Genomic DNA, 11315 nt, shown 5'->3' with positions numbered 1-11315 from the left:
CAGACATGATAGCCCCCGTAACCAAAGTTTGATCCACGGTAACAAACGCTTTTTCACTTTTCTTTGCACTCAACTTCAGCCCCCCAGCGCACCGGAACGAGAAGCAAGTCGAGTAACATGCCTAGCAACCTCACATTCTCACCTCTTCTCGAGTCTCTTCTATGAAACCGATCCGTACCGCCGTCTTCCCCGTTGCGGGCCTGGGCACGCGTTTCCTTCCTGCAACAAAAGCCATGCCGAAGGAGATGCTGCCCGTCATCGACAAGCCCCTGATCCAGTACGCCGTCGAGGAAGCGGTGGCGGCGGGGATCTCTACGATGGTCTTCATCACCGGCCGCAACAAGCGGGCGATCGAGGATCATTTCGATACGATCCCCGAGCTGGAAGCCGAGCTGGTGGCCAAGCACAAGATCGAGCTGCTGCGCACGGTGAAGAACATCATCCCGCCATCGGTGAACTGTATCTATATTAGGCAGCCTGCTCCCCTGGGTCTGGGCCATGCGGTATTGTGCGCCGAACCGGTGGTGGGCCGGGAGCCGTTCGCGGTGCTGCTGGCCGACGATCTGATCGATGCCGACGTGCCTGTTACAAAGCAGCTGGTCGATGCCGCGCTGGCGAACGGCGGCAGCGTGCTGGGGGTGCAGGACGTGGACCGGCAGGATACGTCGAAGTACGGGATCGTCGACACGCGGGACGCTTCGGGGCAGACCGCCCAGGTATTCAACATGGTGGAGAAGCCGGCTCCGGAGGACGCCCCGTCCACGCTGGCGGTGGTGGGCCGCTATGTGCTTGAAGGCGAGATATTCGATCACTTGCGTACGTTGGGCAAGGGCGCCGGCGGCGAGATCCAGTTGACGGATGGGATCGCGGCGCTGATGCAGGCCAAGCGCAAGGTGTTCGCGCATCGCTATGACGGCAAGCGTTACGACTGCGGCAGCAAGACGGGGCTGTTCGAGGCCACGGTCGCGTTGGGCAGGAAGTATCACGGTTTCGAAGTGAAGTAAGCTGCGGCGGGGCCGGCCTTTGGGCGCCGGCCATCCTTTACACTAACGGGCCGCCCGTTTCTCTATACGCCGTGAAGACCGCCCGCCGTTACCTGGCCACCGAAATCTATCGTTCCTCGTCCGTCGTCCTCATGGCGCTGGTGGGGTTGTTCTCGTTCTTCGCCCTGGTGGACGATCTGGACCAGGTGGGCCGCGGCGGCTTCAAGCTGTATCACCTGTTGTTCCTGGAGTTGCTGGCGCTGCCGACGCGGATCTATGACATCCTGCCCATCGGTCTGCTGATCGGGGCGATCCTGGCGCTGGCGGGGCTGGCGCAGCGGCACGAGCTGGTGATCCTGCGGGTGTCGGGGGTAAGCGGGATGCGGCTGCTGGGGATGCTGTGGCTGGTGTCGGTGCCGGTGATGATGCTGGCGATCGTGCTGGCGGAGTGGTTGACGCCGGCGGCCGAGATCAAGCTGAACGAGACGCGCCTGACGATCACGGGCAGCGCGGGTGGTCGGTCTTCGGGGGTGCTGCGCAGCGGCTACTGGTTCAAGGAGGACGCCGCGACCGGCGAGCGCATCATCAATGTGGGAGCGATGCAGGCCGGCGGCGGCGCCTCGGATGTGACGCTGTACGATTTCACGCCGTCGCGGCAGCTGGCGTCGATCACGCAGGCGAAGACGGCCAGTTTCGGTACGAATGAGCTGCGTCTGCATGACGTGGCGATCACGACGGTTTCCCCCACGCTGGAGTCTTCGTTGCACGCGGGGACGCGGGCGACGCAGGCGCCGGTGGTGGTGACCCGGGAGGCCGAGCGTACGGTGTCGACGACGCTGACGCCGGAATTGCTTCTTGCCCGGGTGCTGACGCCGGAGCGGATGTCGTTCACGGATCTGCTGGATTATGTGGGCTATCTGAATAAGAACCATCTGACGTCGGACCGGCAGATCGTGGCCATCTGGCGGAAGTTGATCTATCCGTTCACGCTACTGGCGATGATCACGATCGCGGCGCCCGTGGGGTTCATGCAGACGCGGCGCGGCGGGGTCGGGGTAAAGATTTTCCTGGGCATTCTGCTGGGCGTGGGCTTTTTCATGTTGAATCAGCTGGCGCTGAACGTGGGCATGTTGAATCGCTGGCCGGCCTGGGTGACGGCGGTCGCGCCCAATGCGCTGGCGCTGGGGCTGGCGTTGCTGGCGATGCTGGGAATGGAGTACGGCAATCTGCTGCGCGCCCGGTGGCGGCAGGCGGCCGGTGCGGCGACATGAGTATCTGGATGATCGGCGACCTGCAGGGGTGCTGCGCGCCGCTGGAGTCGCTGCTTGCGCGGCCGGAGATCGCGGGCGATGCCGATGCGCGGTTCTGGTTCGCTGGTGACCTGGTGAACCGGGGGCCGGCCTCGCTGGCGACGATACGCAAGGTGATGTCGCTGGGCGAGCGGGCGGTGGCGGTGCTGGGCAATCATGACCTGCATCTGCTGGCGGTGGCGGCGGGGCTGCGCAAGGCGGGGAAGTCGGACACGATCCAGGAGATCCTGGATGCGCCGGACGCCGCCGACATCCTGGCCTGGCTGCGGCATCGGCCGCTGGCGCATTTCCAGTTGGGGCACCTGCTGGTGCACGCGGGTGTGCTGCCCGGCTGGACGGCGGCGCAGACGCTGGCCTTGGCGGGCGAGGTGGAAACGACGCTGCGCGGGCCGAACTGGCAGGGTTTCCTGGGCCAGATGTACGGCAATCTGCCGGCGGCCTGGGATGACGGGTTGCAGGGGGCGGATCGGCTGCGGGTGATCGTGAATGCGCTGACGCGGATGCGTTTCTGCACGGCCGACGGCACTATGGAGTTCGCGGCCAAGGCGAATGCCAGGCATGCGCCGGACGGGTTCATGCCCTGGTTCGACGTGCCGGGCCGGGCGACGGAGTCGGTCACGGTGGTGTTCGGGCATTGGTCGACGCTGGGGCTGCTGGAGCGTCCGGGCCTGTTGTCGCTGGACACGGGCTGCGTCTGGGGCGGGCAATTGACCGCCGCGCGGCTGGAGGACCACAAGCTGGTGCAGGTGGCCTGCCAACAGTATCAGGTGCCGGGCTGATCGCCCGCCGGCAAGAGGTGTGACCGTGGACGTGCTGGAAACCCGCCTGCCGGAAGTGCTGGTGTTGGCGCCCGAGGTGCGGCGCGATGCGCGCGGGTATTTCGTGGAAACGTTCCGGGCGAGCTGGCTGGAGCAGGCCGGCATCCAGGCGGAGTTCGTGCAGGAGAATCAATCGCTGTCGCGGCGCGGCGTGCTGCGCGGGCTGCATTTCCAGTGGCCGGGCGCGCAGGGCAAGCTGGTGCGGGTGGCGCGGGGCCGGATCTTCGACGTGGCGGTGGACGTGCGGCTGGGATCGCCGCGTTTCGGCGCCTGGGTGGGCACGGAACTGGATGGCGAGGCCCACCGGCAGGTGTGGATTCCCGCCGGATTCGCCCATGGCTTCTGTGTGCTGTCGGACGAGGCCGAGGTCGTCTACAAGTGCACGGCCTATTACGATGCGGCCGCCGAGGCCGGCGTGCGCTGGAACGATCCGGCGCTGGACATCGCCTGGCCCGGCGCGGGTCCGTATGTCCTGTCGGCCAAGGACGAGGCGCAGCCGCTGCTGGCCGACCTGCCGCGCGACCGTTTGCCGCCCTATCGGGGTACGCCATGACCATCCTGGTCGCGGGCGCCGGCGGGCAGCTGGGGCGCGAGCTGGTGTTGCGCGGCGCGGCGCTGGGGGTCGTGGGGCTGGATCATGGGCAGTGGGACGTGAGCGATCCCGTGGCGACCGCCCGCATCGTGGCCGAGTATCGTCCCCGGGTGGTGATCAACGCGGCCGCCCATACGGCGGTGGACAAGGCGGAAGGCGAGCCCGAGCGGGCCCTGGCGGTGAACCGGGATGGCGTCCGGAACCTGGCCCGGGCCTGCGCGGCCCAGGGCGCGGCGCTGCTGCACCTGTCGACCTGCTATGTATTCGACGGCGCCAAGGGCGCGCCGTATACCGAGGATGACGCCCCGCATCCGCTGAATGTCTACGGCCGCAGCAAGTGGGAGGGGGAACGGCTGCTGCCGGCTCTACTGCCCCGCCATCTGACGCTGCGGGTGTCGTGGGTGTTCGGCGCGCATGGCGGGAATTTCGTCCGCACGATGCTGCGGCTGGCCGGCGAAGGCCGGCCGCTGCGCGTGGTGGCGGACCAGACGGGCACGCCCACGCATGCGGGCGACATCGCGCGAGCCCTGCTGTGCCTGGCGGCGCGCATCCAGGACGGCGAGGCGCTGCCCTGGGGCACGTATCATTACCCGGGCGGGCCGGCGACGACCTGGCATGGCTTCGCCCAGGCCATCATGGCCCGGGCGCGCGATACGGGCCTGCTGGCCACCGCGCCCCCGGTGGCGGCCATCCGCAGCGGCGACTACCCCGCGGCGGCCCGGCGGCCGCGCTATTCGGTCCTGGACGGCACGCGAGGCCGCGAGGTCCTGGGACTGGAACCGGCCGACTGGCGCGCGGGATTGCAAGAGGTGTTGTCCGCATGGAAGGACGCGGCATGAATCATGTTCCCCGGCATGTCCTGGTCACGGGCGGCGCCGGTTTCATCGGATCGAACTTCGTGGCCTATCTGCTGGCCAGCGATCCCGGCGTGCGGGTGGTCAATCTGGACCTGATGACCTACGCGGCCGACCCCGGCATTCTTCCCCGCTTCGATGCCAGCGGCCGCCATGTGTTCGTCCACGGCGACATCTGCGACGCGGAACTGGTCGCGCGGCTGCTGCGCGAGCACGAGGTCGACACCATCGTCCACTTCGCCGCCGAGACACACGTGGACCGGTCCATTACCGGGCCGGGCGATTTCGTGCGCACCAACGTGGACGGGACCTTCGTGCTGCTGGAGGCGGCGCGGCAGACCTGGCTGGCCGAGGGCCGCGCCGCCCCGGGGCGGCGTTTCCACCACATTTCCACGGACGAGGTCTATGGCTCGCTGGGGCCGGACGACGCGGCCTTCACCGAGTCCTCGCCCTACGCGCCGAACTCGCCCTACTCCGCCAGCAAGGCGGCTTCGGATCACCTGGTGCGCGCCTATCACCGCACCTATGGACTGCCGGTGGTGACGACGCATTGCTCGAACAACTACGGCCCCTACCAGCACGACGAGAAGTTCATTCCCACCATCATCCGCTGCTGCCTGGCCGGCCAGCCGATACCGGTGTTCGGCACCGGCGGCAATTCGCGCGATTGGCTGTACGTGGACGACCATTGCCGGGGCATCGATCGCGTGCTGCGCGACGGACGCACGGGCGAGACCTACAACATCGGCGGCGGGTGCGAGCTGAACAATATCGAGGTCGCCGAGAAGCTGTGTGCGCTGATGGACGAGCATCATCCCGAGGGCGCGCCGCATCGCCGGCTGATCAGCTTCGTGGCGGACCGGCCGGGGCATGATTGGCGGTATGCGATCGACGCGGGGAAGATGCGGGAGGAGCTGGGGTGGGTGCCGAAAGAAAACTTCGACGGCGCGATCCGGAAGACGCTGGCCTGGTATCTTGCCAGGGTCGCCGTATGATGAACAGCCTCGCCCGCATGCCGCGGGACACGGGTAACACCAGTTCGGAAAACGCTCCATGCCCCACGACGCCGACGACTACGCCTCGCTCACCCGCCTGCTGAACGACCGCTGGAGCTGCCGCGGCTTCCTGCCCGAGCAACTGCCCCGCGATACCATCCAGCGCATCCTGGCGCTGGCGCAGCGCACGGCCTCCTGGTGCAACACGCAGCCCTGGGACGTGATCGTGACGGCGGGCGCGGGCACTGAGCGGTTCCGGCGGGCCTTGTTCGACCACGTGATGTCGCGCCCGCAGGCGCATTCCGATTTCCCCTTCCCGCGCGAGTACCCCGGCGTCTACCGGGAACGGCGGCGGGAGTGCGGCTTCCAGCTGTACGACAGCGTGGGCGTGCAGCGCGGCGACCGCGAGGCCTCGGCCCGCCAGGGCGCGGAGAATTTCCGGTTCTTCGGCGCGCCGCATGTGGCCATCATCACCACGCCCGAGGCGCTGGGCGTGTACGGGGCCGTGGATTGCGGCGCCTATGTGGGCAATTTCATGCTGGCGGCGCGCAGCCTGGGCGTGGCGACGATCGCGCAGGCCGCACTGGCGGAGTATTCGGGCTTCATCCGCGAGCACTTCGGCATCGGGCAGGATCGCCAGGTGGTCTGCGGGATTTCGTTCGGCTTCGCGGATCCGGGCCACCCCGCCAACGGCTTCCGCACGTCGCGGGCGGCGGTGGACGACGTTGTCAGGTGGATGGAGGAGTAGAAAATCCTCACGGTCCTAAGGATTCTTCCGTAATTCCGAGTTCATCATAGAAAATCCTTAAGTTCATGAGGATTTTCTTGTCAAATTGGGCATACTGATCAAGAATCCTTTTGACCGTGAGGATTTCATGAAAATTACGCTCGCCGACGCAACCAGCCTTGGCCCGATAGTACGTGCCGTCCGCAAAGCTCAGGGCATCCGCCAGGACGATGCCGCTGGAAGTGTGGGTGTAAGCGAGAATTTTCTGAGCAAGATCGAGCGCGGCGGCGAAACCGCGCAGTGGGGAAAGCTCTTTCAGGTCCTCGACGGACTGGGGATCCGAATCATCCTCGATCTACCAGAAGAAACCGCAGATCGCCTTTCGGCTTCGTTCGGAAGTGATGCCCAAAAACCATGAGCAGACGCACGCTCATTGCCAGCATCAACGGTCGCCGTATCGGTGAACTTTGGGAGCAGGATGGCCTGTGGGCTTTCCAGTACGACGCGGCCTGGTACGCCGACAGCAATGGCTATCCATTGAGCCCCCACCTTCCATTGCAGCGTGCCCCGTTGATCGACGGCGCGAGCAAGCGTCCGGTGCAATGGTATTTCGACAATCTATTGCCGGAAGAAGGCCAGCGCGTCTTGTTGGCCGCCGACGCCCACATCGATGCAGCGGATGCGTTCGGGTTGCTAGGCTATTACGGTGCGGAATCCGCGGGCTCTGTCACGCTGGAAACAGGTGTCGCACCGGACACCGGTATTCCCGAGGGGCTGAAGCCGCTGCCCGACAGCGAGCTGTCACGCCGGATCCGTCAGTTGCCTCGCGTTGCACTGACCCATGGGTCGAGCAAACGGATGTCCCTGGCCGGAGCGCAGCACAAGCTTGCCGTCGTACTGCGCAACGACGAACTTTATGAGCCATCGGGTTCACTGCCTTCGCTCCAGATCCTGAAACCCGAACACGTGGATCCGGCCTATCCGCATTCCGTCGCCAACGAATGGTTCGTCATGCAGTTGGCATCCAGGATGGGGTTGGACGTACCGACCGTACGGCGACGCTACGTTCCTGAACCGGTCTATGTCATCGACCGGTTCGACCGCGTCTCGACCAGCGGAGACTGGGAACGACGTCACGTCATCGATGCCTGCCAGCTTCTGGGACTGGACCGCACGTTCAAGTACGCGCAGGGCAGTCTCGAGAATCTCGCGCGCCTGGCCGACGCGTGTCGAAGTTCCGCCATCACGCGTACGCGGCTCTATTCATGGCTGGTCTTCAACATGCTGACCGGGAACGGCGACGCACACCTGAAGAACCTGAGCTTCTTCGTGTCGGCCTCCGGCGTACAGTTGGCTCCGCACTATGACCTCGTCAGTACCTCGGTCTACGATACGCCAGCCTTTGACGGGCGAGACTGGCCCGATGCGACGCCGTTGGCCTGGCCGCTGCTGAATGCTCGAAGATTCGCGGAAATCGACCGGCCGTTGATGATTGAGGCAGGCACGGCGCTGGGCATTCGCCGAAACACGTCGACAAGACTGCTGGATGTTCAACAGCGCAGCGTGGTGAACTCGGCCTCCTTGCTGTATGAGGCATTCCTGGCCGATGCGAACGATCGAACGCGCGCTCAGCCGGCGCTTCAAACAACAATCGCCGGCGAGGCTCGCTGCCTGCGCGCCATCGTTTACAACGTGATCAAGGAAATGGCTGAGCGCTTGGCTTGAACGCTACAGCCCGGCCAGCCCGCGCGCCGCGACCACCGCCTCGGTGCGGTTGCGCACGTCCAGCGCGCGGAAGATAGCGGCCAGGTGGATCTTGACGGTGCCTTCGCTGATGCCCAGGTCGCGGGCGATGAGCTTGTTGGGCTTGCCCTGGGATAGCAGGCGCAGCACGTCGATCTGCCGCTCGGTCAGCAGGCCCCGCAACTGGTCCAGCGAGGTGGAGCGGGCGCCGCCGGCGGCGTCCGCCGCGGCCGGGGGCGCGCCGGCGGGTTGGTGGGACATGCCGGACAGCATCATCTGCGGCACGAAGACGCCGCCGGCCAGCACCAGCCGCACGGCCGAGAGCATGACGTCGGGCGAATAGGCCTTGGGAATGAAGCCCAGGGCGCCCAGGTCGATGGCGGCGCGCATGACGTCGGGGTCCTCGACGCCGGACAGCACGATGATGGGCAGCGCGGGCAGGCGCTCGCGCAGCTCGGCGATGTGGCTGTAGCCCTCGGCGCCGGGCATGGTGAGGTCGATCAGGGCCAGGTCGAGATCGTCGGTGGCTTCCCGCCTGAGGTCTTCGACCTTGAGCGCCATCCTGAATTCGACGTCGGGCCCGAGTTCGGCCAGTTTTACCTTGACGGCCTCGATGACCAGCCTGTGGTCATCGGCGATCAGGATCTTCATGTTTCCCCCATATTCCCTGACACCGTAAAGATAGTCGGCCCGCCCGCGCTAGGCAAGGACCGGCGGCTTGCACCAACGATATAGGCCGCTCGGAATATGGCCCGGACATACCCCGTCTGAAAGAATCGCCTTCACTTTCTACGAGGACGCGGACCATGGGACTGCACACCCGCCCCCCGTGCCGGTCCATGCCAGGGTTATGGTCGGCGCTGCGGTCGTTGTGGCTGGCGCTGGCATGCGCCGCGGGAGTGCCGGCGTTCGCGTCCGCGCAGCCGGGCACGGCGCCGCGCGAGGACGATCCGCCGGCCGAGGCCTGGCGTCAGTGGCGCAGCGTCCTGTTCCGGGTGCAGGCGCCCTCCCTGCCCTCGGCCGTGCCGGATGGCGCGGCGGCGGAGCCGGTCAATTTCATTTTCGGCACCATCCATTTCGGCGACCCCGAGGAGCTGGCGTTGGACACCGGCGTGATGCGGGAGGCCATGCGCCATACGCGGATGCTGGTCAACGAGGTGGACAACGACGCCCACTGGGATGCCTCGAAGGAGCGCTACCGGCTGCTGGCCGACCAGGCCGGCCTGCCCGGCCTGATCGGGCCGCAGGCGTATGCCGAGCTGCAGCGCCTGCTGCCAGGCGTGCCGCCGGCCCTGTTGCACCGCTTGAAGCCGTGGGCCGCGCTGGCGCTGCTGGAGGCGCGCGGCGAGGTGGCGGGCGAGCAGACGCTGGACCGGCGGCTGGAGCGCTGGGCGACCGACATGCAGTTGCGCACCGAGCACCTGGAAACGCTGGACGAGCAGCTGGCGGCGCTGGACTGCGTGCCGTCGGCCGAGCAGGCGCTGGTGCTGAAGCAGCGTTTGCAGACCCCCTGGCTGTTCGGCGAACAATCGGCCCGGGTGCTGGAGTACTACCGCAGCCGCAACCTGGCGGCCTGGCTGGACGAGATCGACGCGATGGTGGGGCTGGACGCGCGTGCCCGCCCCATCGAGGAGAGGGCGCGGCGCTGCCTGATCGAGGCGCGCAACGAACGCTGGCTGCCCAGGCTGGACGAGCTGCTGAGACAGGGCGGCATGTTCGTGGCCGTGGGCGCCATTCATCTGACGGGAGCCGCCGGCCTGCTGGAGCGCCTGCGCCAGCGCGGCTTCCTGATCGTGGCGGAGCCGCTGTGAACGGACGGCGGCAAGCCATGGGGAGGACACCGGAATGTTGAACCGACAGCAGGTTTTCTGGGGCCAGGGCGCGTTCCTGGCCCCGCAGCATCTGCAATGTCACGAGGAATGGGCGCGGGCCTACGGGTGGGCCTTGCACGGCCTGCACGCGCCTTATCCGCGCGGCTTCGAGGCGCTGGAACTGGATGAGCAGGCGCTGGCGGGCGGGGTAGTGCGGATCGCGCGCTATGCGCTGCTGACGGCCGAGGGCCGCTGGGTGGGCGGCGGCTCGGCCGGCGCGCCGCAGCCGGGCAATGCCCAGGTTCCCGAGCGCAGCCTGCTGGAGATGACGGTGGCGGGCAACGACCCGATCTCGCTCTACCTGGTGCTGGCCCGCGACCCCACGGTGCAGGGGCTGGCGCCGGAGCAGAAGTCGCTGTTGCCGGCGCGGCATGCGTTGCGCACGGAACACGTGGCCGATCCCTTCGATCCGCAGGCGCCCGCGGTGGACGTGGATTTCGTGGACTGCCAGCCGCGCATCGTGTGCAGCCTGGACGAGCATGCCGAGGCGGTGCTGGGCAGCGCGGAGTCGTGCAAGTTCGCCGAGATCCTGCCCAACGGCCCGGGCCGCTTCAAGCTTTCGCAGGACTACGTGCCGCCGCTGGTATCGCTGGACGCCTCGTCCAACCTGGCGCGCTGGACGCGCGCGCTGCGCGACCTGGTGGTGTCGCGCGGTCAGGATTTCGCCTCGGCCAAGCGCCAGCGCGGCATACGCGCGGCCTCGACCAGCGCGCAGGAAGTGATGCGGGTGCTGATGATGCAGACCTTCGCGCGCTACATCCCGCTGTTGCAGGAGCACGTGCGGCTGGGCATGGTGCCGCCCTGGCAGCTGTACCAGGACCTGCGGCGTCTGGTGGCCGAGTTCTCGGTGTTCTCGGAGGAGATCGGCTATGCCGGCGGCATGCAATCGAATCCCGCCGAAACCGAGCTGCCGGTGTACGACCACGACGACCTGCGGCGCTGCTTCAAGCTGGCCTTCGCGCGCGCGGAAACGCTGATCAAGGCGCTGACGGTGGGCGCGGAAGTGGGCATCACGCTGGCCTACGACGGCCGCTTCCACAAGGCCGACCTGCCGGCCAGCCTGTTCGCGTCGGACAAGACCCGTTTCTACCTGGCCTTCGAATCGCCGGTGCAGGGCATGGAGCTGGCCCAGCGCCTGCAGCGCACCGGCAAGATCGCCTCGAGCGAGGAAATGCCGCGCCTGCTGCAGGCGGCCCTGTTCGGCCTGAAGATCGACCTGCTGCCGGTGCCGCCCGAGGAGCTGCCGCAGAAGACGCCGAACACGACGTATTTCCTGATCGATACCCGGCACCAGTTCTGGCAGTTCATCAAGGACCGGCGGAACATCTCGATCTTTTCCGACCTCCCCGCGGACGAGACGGTCATCAAGCTGTTCCCCGTCGGCGCAGAAGAATAGCAACAAGCGCCCAACCAGGAGTCATC

12 protein-coding genes are annotated in these 11315 nt (G+C 66.8%); 11 read left to right on the top strand and 1 reads right to left on the bottom strand.

Features of this window, described 5'->3' with window-relative positions:
* The first annotated feature begins 161 nt into the window (after positions 1–161).
* From galU to R4823_RS04640, 9 genes are all read left to right on the top strand, one after another.
* Positions 162–1004, top strand: a complete 843-nt coding sequence (gene galU, locus R4823_RS04680; RefSeq protein WP_279820563.1) for a UTP--glucose-1-phosphate uridylyltransferase GalU — start codon at positions 162–164, stop codon at positions 1002–1004.
* 71 nt (positions 1005–1075) lie between these two features.
* Positions 1076–2254 carry an LPS export ABC transporter permease LptG gene (lptG, locus tag R4823_RS04675; protein WP_132979003.1) on the top strand — a complete coding sequence of 393 codons (1179 nt, stop codon included), beginning with the start codon at positions 1076–1078 and terminating at the stop codon, positions 2252–2254.
* Entirely contained in the window at positions 2251–3072 is an 822-nt protein-coding gene (locus R4823_RS04670) for a symmetrical bis(5'-nucleosyl)-tetraphosphatase (protein WP_132979004.1), read from the top strand. Before lptG ends, R4823_RS04670 begins: the two co-directional genes overlap by 4 nt.
* Before the next feature lie 25 nt (positions 3073–3097).
* Positions 3098–3664, top strand: coding sequence for a dTDP-4-dehydrorhamnose 3,5-epimerase (gene rfbC / locus R4823_RS04665; protein ID WP_279820558.1), 567 nt, complete (start codon positions 3098–3100; stop codon positions 3662–3664).
* The gene (gene rfbD, locus R4823_RS04660; protein WP_338617683.1) at positions 3661–4542 is read left to right on the top strand and encodes a dTDP-4-dehydrorhamnose reductase; all 882 of its coding nucleotides are present in this window, start codon (positions 3661–3663) and stop codon (positions 4540–4542) included. Before rfbC ends, rfbD begins: the two co-directional genes overlap by 4 nt.
* On the top strand, positions 4539–5552 hold the full coding sequence (gene rfbB, locus R4823_RS04655; protein WP_338617681.1) for a dTDP-glucose 4,6-dehydratase: 1014 nt from the start codon (positions 4539–4541) through the stop codon (positions 5550–5552). The genes rfbD and rfbB overlap by 4 nt, the downstream gene beginning before the upstream one ends.
* Positions 5553–5610: 58 nt before the next feature.
* On the top strand, positions 5611–6300 hold the full coding sequence (locus tag R4823_RS04650) for a nitroreductase (RefSeq protein WP_338617679.1): 690 nt from the start codon (positions 5611–5613) through the stop codon (positions 6298–6300).
* 85 nt (positions 6301–6385) lie between these two features.
* Positions 6386–6697, top strand: coding sequence for a helix-turn-helix domain-containing protein (locus R4823_RS04645; RefSeq protein ID WP_338617677.1), 312 nt, complete (start codon positions 6386–6388; stop codon positions 6695–6697).
* Positions 6694–8004, top strand: a complete 1311-nt coding sequence (locus tag R4823_RS04640) for a HipA domain-containing protein (protein WP_338617676.1) — start codon at positions 6694–6696, stop codon at positions 8002–8004. Before R4823_RS04645 ends, R4823_RS04640 begins: the two co-directional genes overlap by 4 nt.
* A 3-nt stretch (positions 8005–8007) precedes the next feature.
* Here R4823_RS04640 and R4823_RS04635 read toward each other — a convergent pair whose 3' ends face one another.
* Positions 8008–8673: a response regulator transcription factor gene (locus tag R4823_RS04635; protein WP_132979009.1), complete on the bottom strand. Its 666-nt coding sequence runs from the start codon at positions 8671–8673 to the stop codon at positions 8008–8010.
* 155 nt (positions 8674–8828) lie between these two features.
* On the opposite strand from R4823_RS04635, the gene R4823_RS04630 reads away from it, so the two are divergent.
* Positions 8829–9833 carry a TraB/GumN family protein gene (locus R4823_RS04630; RefSeq protein ID WP_087840924.1) on the top strand — a complete coding sequence of 335 codons (1005 nt, stop codon included), beginning with the start codon at positions 8829–8831 and terminating at the stop codon, positions 9831–9833.
* Positions 9834–9867: 34 nt separating this feature from the next.
* Positions 9868–11289 (top strand): type VI secretion system baseplate subunit TssK, encoded by a 1422-nt coding sequence (gene tssK / locus R4823_RS04625; protein WP_338617674.1) that lies wholly within the window; start codon positions 9868–9870, stop codon positions 11287–11289.
* Positions 11290–11315 lie beyond the last annotated feature (26 nt).

It is taken from the genome of Pigmentiphaga sp. CHJ604 (assembly GCF_036972535.1).
In the GTDB taxonomy this organism is placed as follows: Bacteria; Pseudomonadota; Gammaproteobacteria; order Burkholderiales; family Burkholderiaceae_B; genus Pigmentiphaga; species Pigmentiphaga daeguensis.
This window is presented reverse-complemented; position numbering and strand designations above follow the sequence as displayed.

Excerpts from the sequence above, each read along its gene's own strand:
- galU (WP_279820563.1), top strand. The coding sequence starts at position 162 with ATGAAACCGATCCGTACCGCCGTCTTCCCCGTTGCGGGCCTGGGCACG.
- R4823_RS04670 (WP_132979004.1), top strand. The coding sequence starts at position 2,251 with ATGAGTATCTGGATGATCGGCGACCTGCAGGGGTGCTGCGCGCCGCTG.
- rfbD (WP_338617683.1), top strand. The coding sequence starts at position 3,661 with ATGACCATCCTGGTCGCGGGCGCCGGCGGGCAGCTGGGGCGCGAGCTG.
- rfbB (WP_338617681.1), top strand. The coding sequence starts at position 4,539 with ATGAATCATGTTCCCCGGCATGTCCTGGTCACGGGCGGCGCCGGTTTC.
- R4823_RS04650 (WP_338617679.1), top strand. The coding sequence starts at position 5,611 with ATGCCCCACGACGCCGACGACTACGCCTCGCTCACCCGCCTGCTGAAC.
- R4823_RS04640 (WP_338617676.1), top strand. The coding sequence starts at position 6,694 with ATGAGCAGACGCACGCTCATTGCCAGCATCAACGGTCGCCGTATCGGT.
- R4823_RS04635 (WP_132979009.1), bottom strand. The coding sequence starts at position 8,673 with ATGAAGATCCTGATCGCCGATGACCACAGGCTGGTCATCGAGGCCGTC.
- R4823_RS04630 (WP_087840924.1), top strand. The coding sequence starts at position 8,829 with ATGGGACTGCACACCCGCCCCCCGTGCCGGTCCATGCCAGGGTTATGG.
- tssK (WP_338617674.1), top strand. The coding sequence starts at position 9,868 with ATGTTGAACCGACAGCAGGTTTTCTGGGGCCAGGGCGCGTTCCTGGCC.